General features: G+C 73.1%; 12 protein-coding genes. 10 read left to right on the forward strand and 2 right to left on the reverse strand.

Annotation, left to right across the window (positions count from 1 at the left end; genetic code table 11):
• The first annotated feature begins 40 nt into the window (after positions 1-40).
• From CMS_RS00405 to CMS_RS00430, 7 genes are all read left to right on the forward strand, one after another.
• On the forward strand, positions 41-1,594 hold the full coding sequence (locus CMS_RS00405; protein ID WP_012297567.1) for a sugar transferase: 1,554 nt from the start codon (positions 41-43) through the stop codon (positions 1,592-1,594).
• Positions 1,594-2,838 (forward strand): DUF1972 domain-containing protein, encoded by a 1,245-nt coding sequence (locus CMS_RS00410; RefSeq protein WP_012297568.1) that lies wholly within the window; start codon positions 1,594-1,596, stop codon positions 2,836-2,838. The genes CMS_RS00405 and CMS_RS00410 overlap by 1 nt, the downstream gene beginning before the upstream one ends.
• Positions 2,835-3,647, forward strand: coding sequence for a CDP-alcohol phosphatidyltransferase family protein (locus CMS_RS00415; RefSeq protein ID WP_012297569.1), 813 nt, complete (start codon positions 2,835-2,837; stop codon positions 3,645-3,647). Before CMS_RS00410 ends, CMS_RS00415 begins: the two co-directional genes overlap by 4 nt.
• Positions 3,644-4,885 (forward strand): glycosyltransferase, encoded by a 1,242-nt coding sequence (locus CMS_RS00420; RefSeq protein ID WP_012297570.1) that lies wholly within the window; start codon positions 3,644-3,646, stop codon positions 4,883-4,885. The genes CMS_RS00415 and CMS_RS00420 overlap by 4 nt, the downstream gene beginning before the upstream one ends.
• Positions 4,886-4,934: 49 nt before the next feature.
• On the forward strand, positions 4,935-7,547 hold the full coding sequence (locus CMS_RS17610; protein WP_223842679.1) for a LamG domain-containing protein: 2,613 nt from the start codon (positions 4,935-4,937) through the stop codon (positions 7,545-7,547).
• 96 nt (positions 7,548-7,643) lie between these two features.
• A complete protein-coding gene (locus tag CMS_RS17615; RefSeq protein ID WP_231692850.1) occupies positions 7,644-10,565 on the forward strand; it encodes a PKD domain-containing protein in 2,922 nt (973 codons plus the stop codon).
• 102 nt (positions 10,566-10,667) lie between these two features.
• Positions 10,668-11,630 carry an IS481-like element IS1121 family transposase gene (locus CMS_RS00430; RefSeq protein ID WP_012296860.1) on the forward strand — a complete coding sequence of 321 codons (963 nt, stop codon included), beginning with the start codon at positions 10,668-10,670 and terminating at the stop codon, positions 11,628-11,630.
• Positions 11,631-11,640: 10 nt separating this feature from the next.
• On the opposite strand, the gene CMS_RS00435 is transcribed toward CMS_RS00430, so the two are convergent.
• Positions 11,641-12,945: an endo-1,4-beta-xylanase gene (locus CMS_RS00435; protein WP_012297571.1), complete on the reverse strand. Its 1,305-nt coding sequence runs from the start codon at positions 12,943-12,945 to the stop codon at positions 11,641-11,643.
• 254 nt (positions 12,946-13,199) lie between these two features.
• Here CMS_RS00435 and CMS_RS00440 point away from each other — a divergent pair, with 254 nt between their 5' ends.
• A complete protein-coding gene (locus CMS_RS00440) occupies positions 13,200-14,243 on the forward strand; it encodes an NAD-dependent epimerase/dehydratase family protein (RefSeq protein ID WP_041464252.1) in 1,044 nt (347 codons plus the stop codon).
• Positions 14,244-14,289: 46 nt separating this feature from the next.
• Here the strand turns inward: CMS_RS00440 and CMS_RS00445 are convergent, their stop codons facing one another.
• Positions 14,290-15,108: a TspO/MBR family protein gene (locus CMS_RS00445; protein ID WP_041464253.1), complete on the reverse strand. Its 819-nt coding sequence runs from the start codon at positions 15,106-15,108 to the stop codon at positions 14,290-14,292.
• 80 nt (positions 15,109-15,188) lie between these two features.
• Between CMS_RS00445 and CMS_RS00450 the strand changes: the two genes are divergently transcribed.
• Positions 15,189-15,716, forward strand: a complete 528-nt coding sequence (locus CMS_RS00450; RefSeq protein WP_012297574.1) for a MarR family winged helix-turn-helix transcriptional regulator — start codon at positions 15,189-15,191, stop codon at positions 15,714-15,716.
• Complete coding sequence (locus tag CMS_RS00455; RefSeq protein ID WP_012297575.1) at positions 15,713-16,453, forward strand: YqjF family protein; 741 nt, start codon at positions 15,713-15,715, stop codon at positions 16,451-16,453. Before CMS_RS00450 ends, CMS_RS00455 begins: the two co-directional genes overlap by 4 nt.
• The last annotated feature ends 34 nt before the right edge of the window (positions 16,454-16,487 follow it).

Genomic DNA, 16,487 nt, shown 5'->3' on the forward strand with positions numbered 1-16,487 from the left:
CCGACACCCCGCGACCGCTCGACGCGCTGCCCGGCACGCGATGAGCACCACGAGGAACCGTCCCGCGACCCGGGGCGAGCGCACCCGCCTGCGCACCGAGCGCCGCTCGGCGCACCGCCCGATCATCGGATCCGGCGTCGCGCCCGTCGCGCCCGTCGCCCCCGCCGTCCCCTCGGGCCGCCGCTGGGCCCGCGACTACCGCACCCGCCTCATGGCGAGCGACTGGGCGATCATCGTCGCCACCGTCCTCGTCGCCCAGCTCACGCGCTTCGGCACGGGCGACGCGGCCGTCGAGGCCGGCTCGATGCAGCTCGACTACGGGGTCGTCTCCGTCGTCGTCGTGGCCGCGTGGATCGCCGTGCTCGGCGCGTTCCGCACCCGCGACGCCCGCATCGTGGGCGTCGGCGTCTCCGAGTACAAGCGGGTCGTCAACGCGTCCGCGATCACGTTCGGCGCGCTCGCGATCGGCTTCCTGCTGCTCAAGGTCGACATCGCCCGCGGCTACGTCGTGCTCGCGTTCCCGCTCGGCGTCGTCGCGCTCCTCGTGAGCCGGTGGACCTGGCGCCAGTGGCTGATCCGCCGCCGCCTCCAGGGCGCGCACCTGTCGCGGGTCGTGGTCGTGGGATCCCGGGCCGACGTCGAGGACGTGGCCGCGCAGATCCTGCTCCGCCCCGCATCGGGCTACGCGGTCGTGGGCGTCGCGATCGACGACCACATCGCCGGCCTCGAGGTCGCCGGGCGCACGATCCCCGTCGTCTCCGACCTCGGCTCCGTCGCCGCGGCCGCCGCCCGCACCGCCGCCGACGCCGTCATCGTCGCCAGCCAGCCGCGGGCCGGCAGCAACGCCGTCCGCACGCTCGGCTGGGAGCTCGAGGGCTCGTCGATCGAGCTGGTGCTCGCGTCGCGCCTCACCGACGTCGCCGGCCCGCGGATCCACTTCCGCCCGGTCGAGGGCCTGCCCCTCATCCACGTGGAGATCCCGCAGTTCGAGGGCGGGAAGCACGTGATGAAGCGCGCCCTCGACATCGCCGTGGCCGGCCTCGCCCTCGTCGTGCTCTCGCCCGTGATGCTCGTCATCGCGTGCGTCGTCCGCATCGACAGCCCCGGCGGCGCCATCTTCCGCCAGGAGCGCGTCGGCAAGAGCGGCCAGGAGTTCCACATGCTCAAGTTCCGGTCGATGCGGGTCACCGCCGAGGCCGAGCTCGAGGCGCTGGCGGAGGCGAACGAGGGATCCGGCCCGCTGTTCAAGATGCGGAGCGACCCGCGCGTGACCCGCGTGGGCACCGTGCTCCGCCGCTACTCGCTCGACGAGCTGCCGCAGCTGTGGAACATCCTCGTCGGCGACATGAGCCTGGTGGGCCCGCGCCCGCCGCTGCGCCGCGAGGTGCAGGGCTACGAGAGCCACGTGCACCGCCGTCTGTTCATCAAGCCCGGCCTCACGGGCATGTGGCAGGTGAACGGCCGGAGCGACCTGAGCTGGGACGAGAGCGTCCGGCTCGACCTGTACTACGTCGAGAACTGGTCCCTGACCGGCGACGTGATGATCATGTGGCGCACCTTCCGTGTGCTCACCCGACCCGTAGGGGCTTACTGATGTCTGCAATCGAACCGCGTCGACTCCGCATCGCCATGGTCGGGACCCGGGGGGTCCCCGCCGCGTACGGCGGATTCGAGACCGCCATCGAGGAGATCGGGCAGCGCCTCGCCGCCCGCGGCCACGACGTGACCGTCTACTGCCGTTCAGCTGGCCGTTCCACGAACCGCGCGCGCCCGCGCACCCACCTCGGCATGACGCTCGTGCACCTGCCCGCGCTCAAGACCAAGTCGATCGAGACGCTCAGCCACACCGCGCTGTCCGCGATCCACCTGGCCCTCGGCAAGCGCCAGGACGCGGCCTTCGTGTTCAACGCCGCCAACGCGCCGTTCGTCCCCCTCATCCGCTCCCGCGGCACGGCCACGGCCGTGCACGTGGACGGGCTCGAGTGGAAGCGGGGCAAGTGGGGCCGCATGGGCAAGAAGTACTACCGCATCGCCGAGCAGATGGCCGTGAAGGACGCCGACGCGCTCATCTCGGACGCGCAGGGCATCGCCGACTACTACGACCACGAGTTCGGGATCCCAACGGAGCTGCTCACCTACGGCGCCGACATCCTCCGCGACCCCGCCAGCGACCGCCTCGCCGAGCTCGGCCTCGAGCCCGGCCAGTACCACCTCGTCGTCGCGCGCTTCGAGCCGGAGAACCATGTCGACGTCATCGTCGACGGGTACACCGCGTCGGATGCGACCCTGCCGCTCGTCGTCGTCGGATCCGCGCCGTACTCCGCCGCGTACACCGACCGCATCGAGCGGGTCGCCACCGCCGACCCGCGCATCCAGCGCCTCGGCGGGGTGTGGGACCAGGAGCAGCTCGACCAGCTCTACGCCCACGCGCTCACCTACATCCACGGCCACTCGGTTGGCGGCACCAACCCGTCGCTGCTGCGCGCCATGGGCGCCGCGACCGCGACGCTCGCCAACGACAACGTCTTCAACCGCGACGTGCTCGGCGAGGACGGCCGCTTCTGGTCGGACGCCGCCGGCGTCGCCGCGCTCGTCGAGGGCGCGGAGGCCGCGGCCGACGAGGCCGTCGCGATCGGCCGCCGCCTGCAGGAGCGCGCCGAGGAGACCTACGACTGGGACGCGATCGCCGACGGCTACGAGGAGCTCGCGGCCCGCATGACGCGCGGCTACTCGACGCACGGGATGAGCCGCGGCGTCCGCTCGGCCACCCGCTGGGAGCCGGAGCTGCGCGCGAGCGACGCCAGCCGCACGTCCTTCCTCCTCGAGGAGAGCCGATGACCGCCGCCGCAGATCCGCGCGCCGAGTCGTATCTCGACGTCGTCCGCCGCCTCGCGTCCGCGCAGAAGAAGGCGGCCCGCGGCGCGCCCGCGTACTCGATCCGCGTCAACCGGCCCGCCGGTCGGCTGCTCGCCGCGTGGGCCTTCCGCGCGGGGCTCACCCCGAACCAGGTGACCGCGATCAGCGCCGCCTTCACGTTCACCGGGATCGCCCTGATCGCGCTCGTGCAGCCCGCCGCCTGGCTCGGCATCGCCGTCTGGCTGCTGCTCGCCGTCGGCTACGCGTTCGACTCGGCCGACGGCCAGGTCGCGCGCCTCCGCGGCGGCGGCTCGCTCTCGGGGGAGTGGCTCGACCACGTCGTCGACTGCATCAAGATCTCGTCGCTGCACCTCGCCGTGCTCGTGTCGATGTACCGCTGGCCCGCCACGGACTCCGATGCGTGGCTCCTCGTGCCGATCGCCTACGCGATCGTGGCCGCCGCGAGCTTCTTCGCGATGATCCTCAACGACCAGCTCAAGCGCGTGCACGCCGTCACGGGCGCCACCGCGCCCGAGGCCGGCCGCTCGACCCTCCTGCGCTCGCTGCTCGTGATCCCCACCGACTACGGCTTCCTCTGCATCGTGTTCGTGCTGCTCGGTGCGCCGGTGGTGTTCCTCGCGGTCTACGCGCTGATGATGGTCGCCAACGCCGGGCATCTCGCCCTCGCGTCGGTGAAGTGGTTCCGCGACATGGGCGCGCTCGACGCGCGCCGCGCCGAGGCCGCGACGTCGTCCGCCTCCGCCGCCGGATCCGCTCGGGTGCCCGCGTGACCGCGTTCGCCGGCGTCGAGCATGCGCTCGCGCGGGCCGACGCCGACGGCGCCGACCTCCGCGGACGCACGATCCTCGTCGCGCACCCGAGCGCCGAGCTGTACGGATCCGACCGCGTGCTGCTCGAGAGCGTCGCCGGCCTCGTCGCCGCGGGCGCCCGCACCGTCGTGACCCTGCCGTCCGGCGGCCCGCTCGTCGACGCCCTCACCGGTGTCGGCGCGGTCGTGCACCACGCGCCCACGCCCGTCCTCCGCAAGTCGATGCTGCGCCCGCGCGGCTTCGCGGCCCTCGTCGGCCAGTCCGTCCGCGGCCTGTCGGCGGGCCTCGGCCTCGTGCGCCGCACGCGCCCGGACGCCGTGTACGTCAACACCGTCACCATCCCGCTGTGGATCCTCATCGGCCGCCTCGCCGGCCGCCCGGTGCTCGCCCACGTGCACGAGGCGGAGGGATCCGCGTCGCGCGCCGTCGGCACCGCGCTCGCCCTGCCGCTCGCGCTCGCCACGAGCGTCGTCGCGAACAGCCGCTACAGCGTCGACGTGCTCGGCCGCGCACTTCCGCGGGTCGCGCGCCGCGCCGAGGTCGTCTACAACGGCGTGCCCGGCCCGGCCGGGGTCCAGCCGGCGCGCGAGGCGCTCGACGGGGGCCTCCGGGTCCTCTACGTCGGCCGGCTCTCCGACCGCAAGGGCGTGGACGTCGCCGTCGACGCGATCGTCGAGCTCCGGGACCGCGGCGTCCCCGCCACCCTCGACATCGTGGGCGCCGTCTTCCCCGGGTACGAGGCGTACGAGGAGCAGCTGCGCACGACGATCCGCGTCCTCGACCTCGAGGACCGGGTCACGCTGCACGGCTTCCACGCCGACGTCACGCCGTTCGTGGCCGCCGCCGACGCGTGCGTCGTGCCCTCCCGCGTGGACGAGCCGTTCGGCAACACCGCCGTCGAGGCGCTGCTGGCCGCCCGGCCCGTGGTGGTCAGCGACACCTCCGGCCTCCGCGAGGCCGCGGGCGGATACGAGTCGGCGCAGCTGGTGCCGCCCTCGGACCCGGCCGCGCTCGCGGATGCCCTCCAGTCCATTGCGGCGGACTGGGACGCATACCGCGCCCGGGCCGCCCGGGACCGCTTCCGCGCCGAGCACCGGCACGGACCCGAGCTCTACCGGCAGCGCATCGCGCGGTCGGTGGGCACGATGCTCACGCTCACGAAGCGCGTCGGCAGCCCCCGACCGGCCAGCGACCGCTGACCCCCGGCACCCTCCCTCACCCGCACCACCCACCCCAAGCAAGGACGAAATGAGCATCCTCTCCTCCGCGGGACGTCGCCTGGCCGCCATGACCGCGGCCGCCGCGGTCATCCTGTCCGCGGTCGTGATCGCGCAGCCCGCGATGGCGGACTCCGCGCCGGTCGACCCGACCGACCCGAAGACGCCCGTCACGGTCACCGCCGACCCGCTGCCCACGACCCAGATCGACGGCGTCGCCTGGTCGCAGGTCGTCGTCGGCAACACGGTCTACGTGGCCGGCAAGTTCCAGAACGCGCGCCCCGCGGGCGCCGCCGCCGGGACGAACCTCACGCCGCGCAGCAACCTCCTCGCGTACGACATCCGCACGGGCGCGCTCATCACGTCCTTCGCGCCGAAGCTCAACGCGCAGGCGCTCCAGGTCACCGCGTCGCCCGACGGATCCCGGATCTACGTGGTCGGCGACTTCACCGACATCGACGGCCAGGGCTACTACCGCGCCGCGGCCTTCAGCACCGCGACCGGCAAGATCATCCCGACCTTCCGCCCGATCATGGGCAGCCAGACCCGCACGGTGAGCGCCTCGAACGACACCGTGTACCTCGGCGGCACCTTCCAGAGCGTCAACGGCGCCGCTCGGAAGTACCTCGCCGCGGTGTCCGCGGCGAACGGCCAGAACGCGGCCTTCGTCGCGGATGCGGACACCGTCGTGGACGCGCTCACCCTCACGAAGGACGCGTCCAAGCTCATCGGCGGCGGCCGCTTCACGCAGCTCAGCGGCACCCCGACCTACGGGCTCGGCGCGGTGGATCCCGCCTCGGGCGCCTCGCTCCCGTGGGCCGCGAACCAGCAGGTCAAGAACGCCGGCGCCGAGTCGTCGATCACGAGCCTGTACGCGTCCGACGACCGGGTCTACGGCTCCGGCTACACGTTCGGCGCCGGCGGCAACCTCGAGGGTGCCTTCTCGGCCGACCCGAACACGGGCGTCGTGAACTGGGTCGAAGACTGCCACGGCGACACCTACTCGGTCTTCGCCACCAGCAAGGTCGCGTACGTCGCGGGCCACCCGCACTACTGCGGCAACATCGGCGGCTTCCCGCAGACGGATCCGTGGACCTTCCAGCACAGCCTCGCGTTCTCGAAGACCGCGACCGGCACCGCCACGGCCGACCCGTACGGCTACGCGAACTGGGCCGGCACGCCGTCCCCATCGCTCCTCAACTGGTTCCCGAAGTACGTCACGGGATCCTTCACGGGCCAGGGCCAGGCGGCGTGGAGCGTCAACGGCAACGAGGACTACATCGTCGTCGGCGGCGAGTTCCCGTTCGTGAACACCACCGCGCAGCAGGGCCTCGTCCGCTACGCCATGGCCAATGACGCCCCGAACAAGGTCGGCCCGAACGGCAACGACCAGCTCGTCCCGAAGTCGATCTCGTACACGAAGGGCGAGGCCCGCGTCTCCTGGCAGGCCACCTTCGACCGCGACAACACGCGCCTCACCTACAAGGTGATCCGCGACGGCAAGACCGCGACGCCCGTCTACCAGGTCACGCAGGACTCGACCTTCTGGAACCGGCCGTCGATGGGCTTCATCGACACGGGCCTCGCGCCCGGCAGCTCGCACACCTACAAGGTCGTCGTCACCGACTCGGCCGGGAACTCCACCGACCGCAACGGCGCATCGCCCGTCACCATCACCGACCAGTCCGGCAGCGACGCGTACGCCACGAGCGTGAAGGACGACGGCGCGACCGCGTACTACCCGCTCGACGAGAAGGACGGCACCGCCGGCCTCGACCACGTCGCGTTCGAGGACCTCCGGGTCGACGCCGCCACGCGCGGCGCCGCGGGCCCGATCGACGGATCCACCGCCACCACCTTCTCCGGCCAGGACGGGTCCTTCGCGGTCACGCCCCAGCCGGTGCAGGCTCCGAACACCTTCAGCGTGGAGTCGTGGGTCAAGACCACCTCGACCTCGGGCGGCAAGGTCGTCGGCTTCGGCGGCAGCAACACGGGTACTTCCGGCAACTACGACCGCATGGTGTACCTCGACGACGACGGCCGGATCGTCTTCGGCGTCTACACGGGGGCGACCCAGACGCTCAGCTCGGTGCCCGGGTACAACGACGGGAAGTGGCACCAGATCGTCGCCACCATGAGCGGCGACGGCATGAAGCTGTTCGTCGACGGCAAGCTCGCCGGGCAGCGCGCGGACACGACGCAGGGCCAGGACTACACGGGCTACTGGCGCGTCGGCGGCGACAACCTCGGCGGCTGGCCCAACCAGCCCCGGAGCTACTACCTCGCCGGCGACATCGCCCAGGTGTCCATCTACCCGACCGCCCTCACGCGCGCCGACGTCGTCGACCACCTGGTCGCGTCCGGCCGCACCTCGCCCATCCCGCCCGCGCCCTCGGACGCGTACGGCAAGGCCGTGTACGCGGCCGACCCGTCCTCCTACTGGCGCCTCGACGACGCCGACGGCTCGACGACGCTCAAGGACGCCGGGCAGAACGAGGTCGGCGCGAACGTCGGACGCAACGTGCGCTTCGGCCAGGCGGGCGCCCTCTCGGGCCCGGTCGGCCAGGCGGCGGCGTTCTCCGACAGCATCGCGGTGAGCCAGCAGCGGATCTCCAACCCGACCACGTACTCGCTCGAGATGTGATTCCAGACGACCACCACGCGCGGCGGCAAGCTGATCGGCTTCGGCGACAACGCCGATCCGTTCGCCTTCTCCGGCAGCTACGACCGCCACGTCTACATGCAGGACGACGGACGCCTGCAGTTCGGCACGTGGACCGGCCAGACCAACCTGGCGGGATCCGAGCGCGCCTACAACGACGGCCAGTGGCACCACGTGGTGGCGTCGCAGGGATCCGACGGGCTGAAGCTCTACGTGGACGGCGACCTCGTCGGCCAGAACGGCCAGACGCAGGCGCAGGGCTACGACGGCTACTGGCGCATCGGCGGCGACAACACGTGGGGCTCCTCCAGCGGCACCTTCGAGGGCCGGATGGACGAGGTCGCGGTGTACCCGACCGTGCTCACGCCCACCGCCGTGGAGACGCACTTCTCCCTCGGGACCAGCGGCCGCGTGCCGAACCAGGCCCCGAAGGCCGCGTTCACGCCGACCGCCGACTTCCTGACGGTCGCGTTCGACGGCAGCGGATCCACCGACGCCGACGGCACGATCACGGGCTACGCCTGGGACTTCGGCGACGGCGTCCAGGCGTCCGGCGCGCAGCAGTCGCACACGTACGCCGCGGCCGGCACCTACCCGGTGACGCTCACGGTGACGGACGACCGCGGCGCGACGAACCGCACGCAGCAGGACGTCACGGTTAAGGCGGCTCCCGTCAACATCGCGCCGACGGCCGTGGTCACCGCGACCGCGACCGACCTCACCGCGAAGCTCGACGGATCCGCCTCCACGGACGCCGACGGCCAGGTCGCCTCCTACGCGTGGGACTTCGGCGACGGCAGCACGGGCACCGGCCCGACGCCGACGCACGCCTACGCCGCGGGCGGCACCTACACGGAGGCGCTGACGGTCACGGACGACAAGGGCCTCACGGGCACCGCGTCCACGCAGGTGACGGTGGTGGCGCCCCCGGTCAACCGGGAGCCCACGGCGGTCATCGCGTCGACCACGACCGACCTGGTCGCGAACCTCGACGGCCGCGCATCCAGCGACCCGGACGGCACCGTCGCGTCCTACGCGTGGGAGTTCGGCGACGGGACGACCGGCACCGGCCCGTCCATCGCCCACCCCTACGCGAAGGCCGGCACGTACCAGGTCGCGCTCACGGTGACGGACGACAAGGGCGCGACCGGTCGCACGACCGCGAGCGTCACGGTCACCGCACCGCCCGTGAACCAGGCGCCCGTCGCCCGGTTCACGAGCACCGCGGCGAACCTCGTCGCCTCGCTCGACGCCTCCGCGTCGACCGACCCCGACGGCACCGTGGCGTCCTGGTCCTGGGCCTTCGGCGACGGGACCACGGGCAAGGGCCGCACCACGACCCACGCCTACCAGGCTGCCGGCACCTTCGCGGTGTCCCTCACGGTCACGGACGACAAGGGGCTCGCCACGACGACCACCTCGCCGGTGACCGTCCAGGCGCCCGCGTCGAACGTGCTCGCGCAGGACGCGTTCGGCCGCACGGTCGCCACGGGCTGGGGCACGGCCGAGCTCGGCGGCGCCTGGCGCGTCACCGGCGGCACGGCCATCGTCAAGGTGCAGGACGGCACGGGCCAGGTCGTCTCGCCGAAGGGCGAGACCCGCACGATGACCCTCGACGCGGTGTCCACCACGTCGTCGGACGTCAGCGCGACCTTCTCGCTCGACTCCGTCCCCACAGGCGGCGGCTCCTACACCCGGGTCAACTCCCGGCAGGTGGGGTCGGCCTTCTACCAGACGCAGGTCTGGATCAAGGCGACCGGGCAGATCCAGCTGGTGCAGTCGGAGGGGGCGACGACCATCGGGTCGTACATCCTCCCCGGCACGACCTACCAGGCCGGCCAGCAGCTCCGCGTCCGCGTCCTGACGACCGGCACGTCGCCGACCACCGTCAAGGCGAAGGTGTGGGTCGCCGGCCAGGCCGAGCCCGCCGCATGGCAGACGAGCGTCACCAGCTCGACCGCCGCGCTGCAGGCCGCGGGCTCCGTCGGGATCCAGACCTACCTCTCGGGGTCGGCGACGGCTCCCGTGACGACGCGGATCGACGACCTGGTCGTCAGCCGCGACGGCCAGGCGCCCGCGCCCGCACCGGCACCGGGCAACCAGGCTCCGGCTGCGGCGTTCACGTCGACCGCGAAGGACCTGACGGCCTCGTTCGACGGATCCACCTCGACGGACGCCGACGGCACGGTGGCCTCGTACGCCTGGGCGTTCGGGGACGGCACGACGGGCACGGGCAAGACCGTGGATCACGCCTACGCCAAGGCCGGCACCTACACGGTGTCGCTGACGGTGACGGACGACAATGGCCTCGCCTCGGCGAGGAAGGACGGCACGGTCACGGTGACCGCGCCGGTCGTCGCTCCGCCCGCCGCCGGGATCCTCGCGCAGGACACCTTCACCCGCACCGCCGCGAACGGCTGGGGCACGGCGGAGACCGGGGGCGCCTGGCGCATCACCGGCAACGCGTCGATCCTCAAGGTGCAGGACGGGAGGGCGCAGGTCGCCAGTCCCGCCGGCGAGACCCGCACCGCGAGCCTCGACGCCGTGAGCACCACCGCATCCGACGCCCAGGTCAGCTTCGCGCTCGACAGGGTGCCCACGGGCGGCGGCGCGTACGTGCGGATCAACTCGCGCCAGGTCGGCACCGCGACCTACCAGACGCAGGTCTGGGTGCGGTCGACCGGCCAGGTGATGATCGTGCAGTCCGAGAACGGCGCCAACCTGAAGTCGGTCGTCGTCCCGAACCTCACGTACACGGCCGGGCAGCAGCTGCGGGTGCGCGTGCAGGTCACGGGCACGTCGCCCACCACGATGAACGCGAAGGTCTGGCCCGTCAGCCAGGCCGAGCCGACCGCGTGGCAGTCGACGACGACCGGGACCCTGGCCGCCCTGCAGACCGCGGGCACGTTCGGGATCCAGACGTACCTGTCGAGCTCGGCCGCCGGACCCGTCGCGTTCACGCTCGACGACCTGCTGGTGACGGACGGCACCGCCCGGTGAGCTAGGTGTACTCGGCCATGACGTTGGTGACACTTCGGGGCGTGTGAAGAGGCCTCCTGGCTTGATGGAGCTGTTCAGTTCAACCATCGCCAGGAGGCCTCGATGTCCCACGGTAATGCTCGTCTGACGGTTCACGGGAGGGTTCTCCTCGTGCGGCGGGTGGTGGAGGATCGTCGGCCGGTCGCGCACGTCGCGCGGGAGCTGGGGGTGTCGCGGCAGTGCGCGCATCGATGGGTGAACCGGTTCCGTGCCGAGGGGCTGCGAGGGCTGACGGATCGGTCATCGCGGCCCCGGTCAGTACCGAGGCGAACGAGCCCGGAGCGGGAACGGGCCGTGCTGGAAGCGCGGGCCCAGTTGCGGGCGGGTCCTGCGCGGCTGGCGCCGGTGACAGGTGTTCCATCCCGTACGATCTCCCGCATCCTGCGCCGGCACGGGGCGCCGCCGTTGGCATGGTTGGACCCCGTCACCGGGGCCGTGATCCGGGCATCCCGGTCAACGGCGCACCGGTATGAGCACGAGCATCCGGGTGATCTGATCCACGTGGACGTGAAGAAGCTCGGGAGGATCCCGGACGGAGGCGGCTGGCGGGTCCACGGGCGCAGCGAGCAGGTCCGCGGCCGCGGGATCGGGTTCGATTACGTCCATGCCGCGGTCGATGACCACACCCGTCTCGCCTACGCGGAGATCCATCCCGATGAGAAAGGCGCGACCGCGGCCGGGTTCCTGACCCGCGCAGCGGCGTACTTCGCCGGGCATGGGATCACCCGGATCGAGCGGGTCATCACGGACAACGCGTTCGCCTACCGGCACTCGACCGCGTTCAAGAACGCCGTCCAGGACCTGGGCGCGCGGCAGAAGTTCATCCGCCCGCACTGCCCCTGGCAGAACGGCAAGGTCGAGCGCTTCAACCGGACCCTCGCGACCGAGTGGGCCTACCGGCAACCCTTCACCAGCAACCAACACCGCGCCGACGCGCTTGACCCCTTCATCGAGCACTACAACACTGAACGAATCCACTCAAGCCACGGGCTCACGCCCGCGGCCCGAGTGTCACCAACGTCATGACCCAGTACACCTAGCCCAGCGCCGCCTCCGCCTCCGACGCGCCCGCCGGGACGGCGACCACCGCCTCGCGTCCGGCGTGCGCCACCCGCACGCCGCCCGCGAACGCCGTCACGCGCACGCGCCCCTCGGCGTCGGTCCGCAGCGTGGTCGGCGCGAGCCGCCACTCCTCGCGGATCAGCCGGCGGAGCGCCTCGTACGACGGCTTCGGCGTGCCGTCCGCCCGCACCAGCCCGCCGGGCGCGCCCAGCCACATGCCGTCGTCCGTGAGCCCCCAGTAGGTGATTGCCGCGACGGCCGGGTGCCCCACGAGGGAGCGGTAGTGCCGCTCGATCTCGTCCGCCTGCCGCTCCTCGCCCGCGGGAGTCGACGGCCAGCTCGTGACCCGGAAGTCGTTGAGGTCGGTGATCTCGGGCGGCATGGGGTCGCCCGAGAGCAGCGTGGTCTCGGTCATGTGGATCGGCAGCCCGAAGCGCGCGAACCGGTCGACGATCCCGAGCACCTCCTCCTCGCCGCGGTACCCCTGGTGCATGTGCGTCTGCAGCCCGATGGCGTCCACCGGGATCCCCGCGCCCAGCACCTCCTCGATGAGCTCCTCGTAGGCGGGCGACAGGTCGAAGTCGTTCAGCACGAGCGTCGCGGCCGGGTCCGCCGCGTGCGCCTCCTCGAAGGCCATGCGCACCATCGCGAGCCGGCCGCGCGCCGCCGCCAGCCGCGTGATCCCGTTGTCCTCCCGGTCGAACACCGGCATGATCACGGCCTCGTTGATGGCGTCCCACATGTCGATGAGCCCCGCGAAGTCGCCCACGTCGCGCCGGATCCGCTCCCGCTGCACGCGCTCCACCTCGTCGAGCGGCAGGTCGAGCAGCCACTGCGCGGTGACGGTGTGCCAGACGAGCGGGTGCCCCTTCACGTCGACGCCGCGCTCGCGCAGCCAGCGCGCCGTGGTGAGCAGCCGCTCGGTGTCGGGCTTCCCGCGCACGGGCTCGAACCGGCCCCAGTAGAAGGGGAGCGTGGCCGTGTCGAACACGTCGAGCCACTGCTCCGCGAGCCGCTCCAGCCCCTCGAGGCGCGCGCCGCCGAAGGCCTCGATGCCCGCCTCCGCGGGATCCGTCTCGCCGTTCGCGAGCGGGATGAGGTCGAAGCCGATGTTGCCGAAGGCGATGTCCTGCGACGCCTGCTCGACCACCACGTCCGCGTGGGCGAGCGGCTGTCCGTCCGCATCGCGCACGGTGATCAGGGCCTCCGCGCGGCGGGCGTCGGGGATCGCGGTCGGGCGGCGCCCGGCGGTCGACGGGTCGGATGGCGTGCGGGACATGGGTCCCCCTCGAGGGGTCGGCGCCACGCGAACGCTGTCCGTCCGCCGGCGGGCGGGAGGAGGAGCGGTCCGCGGGCGGATGCGTCGGTGCGGTCGCCAGGAACCTACGCGGGCCGTACGACGGGCGTCCACCGCGCCCCCGATGTCCGCAAGCTTTCCCCCTCCGCGACGGGTGGGGACGGGCGGTCGCGGGCGTAGCGTGCACCCAGGGCGCGGATCCGACCGGCGCCCCCGCCCCGATGACGAGGACCCCTGTGACCCACGACGCCGCCCGCCTGTCCGTGCTCTACCTGGGCGGGACGGGCACCATCAGCGCCGCGTGCGTCCGGGCCTCCGTCGCCGCCGGCATGGACGTCACGGTCGTCAACCGCGGGGCCGACGCCCAGGGCCGGGGCACGCCCGACGGCGTGACCACGCGCATCGCCGACGTCACGGATCCGGCCGCCCTCCTCGCCGCGATCGGCGACCGCACCTTCGACGCGGTCGTCGACTTCCTGTCCTTCGACGCCGCAGGCGCCGACCGCCGCGTCGAGGTCTTCGCTGGCCGCACCCGCCAGTTCGTGGCCATCAGCTCGGCGTCGATCTACCGCAAGCCCGCGCTGCAGACGCCCATCACCGAGTCGACGCTCCGCGCCAACCCCTTCCTCTCCTACGCGCGCGACAAGATCGCGATGGAGGACGCCTTCCTCCGCTACCACGCCGCGAGCGGCTTCCCCGTCGTGATCGTCCGCCCCTCGCACACCTACGACGAGGCCAGCCCGCCGCTCGCGGGCGACTGGACGGTCGTCGACCGCATCGCGCGCGGCGACGAGGTCGTGGTCCCGGGCGACGGCACATCACTCTGGACGCTCACGCACGCCGACGACTTCGCGGTCGGCCTCGTCGGCATCCTCGGCGACGAGCGCGCCGTGGGCGAGGCGCTGCACATCACGAGCGGCGACGTGATGACGTGGGACCGGATCCGCCGCCTCGTCGCCGACGCCCTGGGCGTCGAGGCGCGCCTGGTGCACGTGCCCGCCGAGCAGTTCCCGGTCGTGGAGCCGGACTGGGGATGGTCGGAGCTCGTCCTCGGCGACCTGTCGCACAGCGCGGTCTTCGACACCACCCGGATCCGCCGCCTCGTGCCGGCGTTCCAGCCGAGGATCCCGTTCCACCTGGCGGTCCGCGGGATCGTCGCGTGGCGGGCAGCGCACCCGGAGCTCACGCGACCGGACGCGGACACCGACCGCCGGATCCAGCGCCTCGTCGACGCGAAGCACGCCGCGGACGCCGCTTACCGGGCCGCCGCGGCGGGCTGAGCCGCGGCTCTCGCCGCGCGGCGACCGCCTACCGCACGGCGATCGCCTACCGCGCGGCGACCGCGGGACGCGCGGCGACCCGCCCGACCCACCCGGTGCGGGCGCGCGCGACGAGCGTCACGACCACGACCGCAGCGGCCGCCACCAGCGCGGCCACCGCGGCCGGCGTCGACAGCAGCTCGCCCGTGAGCCGCCCGACGGCCACCCACGCGAGGCCCCAGGCGATCGCCGCGCTGGGCGCGAGCCGCCCGCCGTCGCGGAGCGCGAGCAGGACGCCGACGACGCCGGCGACCGCGAGCAGAACGACCGCCCACGCGTCGCGCCCGGTCGTTCCCGGCTGGAAGCCGGACGCCGTGAGGATGGACGTGATGTTCGCGATGGTCGCGACGCTCACCCACCCCAGGTAGAGGCCCATCGTGCCGTCGAGCACGACGCCCTCGACGAGGTTCCGCGGCCGCGTCGCCATGAGGGTGCGGAAGGTCCAGATCAGCGTCAGGAGCAGCGCCACGATGACGACGCCGCTCAGCACGAGGAACCCGGCCTGCGCCGTGAGGATCCACGCGGCGTTGAGCACGAGGGTCACGGCGACGGGGTAGCCGACGCGTCGCTGGCGCTCGTCGGCGCGCTGGGCGGGGAGCGCCTGCCAGATCGTGTACGCGACGAGCCCGAGGTAGATGACGCTCCAGATCGAGAACGCGGGGCCGGCCGGTGCTACGGGCGTGTAGCTCGCGCTGAGGGCGCCGCTCGACGCGTTCTGGATGCTGCGGTCGCTGAACGCGCCCGAGCCGAACGCGGAGCCGATGACGGCGAACGCCATGCTCGAGATGACGACGATCTGGCGGACGATGTCCTTCACGGTGCCCATGCGGCCTGCTCCTCTACGATGGGAAAGTCAGCAGGCGGATAGTAAGCCTGCTGACGATCACTGTAGCAGGAGGTGCGCGCATGGCAGCAGGGATGTCCGCCCAGGACGAGCTCGCGAGCTGGCCGACGGGGCGGCTGCTGTCCACGGCCGCGCGCGCCGTCGAGCACGCCTGGGGCGAGGCGCTCGCTACCCTCGGGGTCACGCACGCGGGCCTCATCGCGCTGCACCTGCTCCGGGACGGGCCGCTCAGCCAGATCCAGCTCGCCCGCTCCGCGCACGTCGAGACGCAGACCATGTCGCGCACGCTGGAGCGGCTGGAGCGGGAGGGGCTCGTGTCGCGCGCGCCGGATCCCGCCGACCGCCGCCGCCACGTCGTCGCCCGCACCGATGCCGGCGCCGACGCGTGGGAGCGCGCGCAGGCGCTCGAGCAGGACGTCGTCCCCGAGCTCGCCCGCTCGGAGGAGATGCGCCGCGGCCTCATCGACGTGATCCGCGCGGCCGGCCGTCCGGCGCCCGCCGCCTCGCCCGCGTCGCCTGCCGGCACCGCAGCCTCGCCCGCGTCGCCCGCGTCGCCCGCCGGCACCGCCGCCGAGGGGCGCGCACGATGACCCGCCCCGCGGATCCGATCTCCGCCGCCGCCCCCGACCTGCCCGGCCGCGCGGTCATCCGCCAGGTCTGGAGCGACCTGGCCTTCGTGCACTGGCGCGTGGATCCGGCGCTCGTCGCCCCGCTCCTCCCGCCGGGCACGCGCCCCGACGTGCACGACGGATCCAGCTGGGTCGGCCTCATCCCCTTCGTCCTGTCCCGCAGCGCCTTCCCGCCCCTGCCCGCCGTGCCGTGGGCTGGCACGTTCGCCGAGCTCAACGTGCGCCTCTACAGCGTGGGCGACGACGGCCGCCGCGGCGTGGTCTTCCGCTCGCTCGAGGCCGCGAAGCTCCTGCCCACGATCGGCGCGCGCGTCGGCCTCGGCCTGCCGTACATGTGGGCGTCGATGACGCACGAGGAGCACGACGGCGTCGTCACCTACACATCGCGCCGGCACACGGGCTCCCGCCCGACCTCGCGCATCTCCGTCCGCCCGCTCGGCGAGGAGGCGGAGGGGGATCCGCTCGCCGACTTCCTCACCGCCCGCTGGGGCATGCACGTGGCCCGCGGGGGCGTCACGCGCTACTGGCCGAACACGCACGACGCGTGGACCCTGGAGCGCGCCGAGCTGGTCGACCTCGACGACGAGCTGGTCGCCGCCGCGGGCCTCCCGGGCGTCGTGGACCGCGCGCCCGACTCCGTGCTGTTCTCCCGCGGCGTCCGCACGGAGTTCGCCGGCCCGCTCCGCCCGCGCGCCTGACGGCCGGGTCAGCCCGCCTGCCCGGCGCCGCGCC

Source organism: Clavibacter sepedonicus (genome assembly GCF_000069225.1).
Taxonomy (GTDB): Bacteria; Actinomycetota; Actinomycetes; order Actinomycetales; family Microbacteriaceae; genus Clavibacter; species Clavibacter sepedonicus.

Bases quoted from the DNA above. Each gene is read 5' to 3' on its own strand.
- CMS_RS00430 (WP_012296860.1), top strand. From the start codon at position 10,668: ATGTCCCACGGTAATGCTCGTCTGACGGTTCACGGGAGGGTTCTCCTC.
- CMS_RS00455 (WP_012297575.1), top strand. From the start codon at position 15,713: ATGACCCGCCCCGCGGATCCGATCTCCGCCGCCGCCCCCGACCTGCCC.
- CMS_RS17615 (WP_231692850.1), top strand. From the start codon at position 7,644: ATGCAGGACGACGGACGCCTGCAGTTCGGCACGTGGACCGGCCAGACC.
- CMS_RS00450 (WP_012297574.1), top strand. From the start codon at position 15,189: ATGGCAGCAGGGATGTCCGCCCAGGACGAGCTCGCGAGCTGGCCGACG.
- CMS_RS00415 (WP_012297569.1), top strand. From the start codon at position 2,835: ATGACCGCCGCCGCAGATCCGCGCGCCGAGTCGTATCTCGACGTCGTC.
- CMS_RS00445 (WP_041464253.1), bottom strand. From the start codon at position 15,108: ATGGGCACCGTGAAGGACATCGTCCGCCAGATCGTCGTCATCTCGAGC.
- CMS_RS17610 (WP_223842679.1), top strand. From the start codon at position 4,935: ATGAGCATCCTCTCCTCCGCGGGACGTCGCCTGGCCGCCATGACCGCG.
- CMS_RS00405 (WP_012297567.1), top strand. From the start codon at position 41: ATGAGCACCACGAGGAACCGTCCCGCGACCCGGGGCGAGCGCACCCGC.
- CMS_RS00435 (WP_012297571.1), bottom strand. From the start codon at position 12,945: ATGTCCCGCACGCCATCCGACCCGTCGACCGCCGGGCGCCGCCCGACC.
- CMS_RS00410 (WP_012297568.1), top strand. From the start codon at position 1,594: ATGTCTGCAATCGAACCGCGTCGACTCCGCATCGCCATGGTCGGGACC.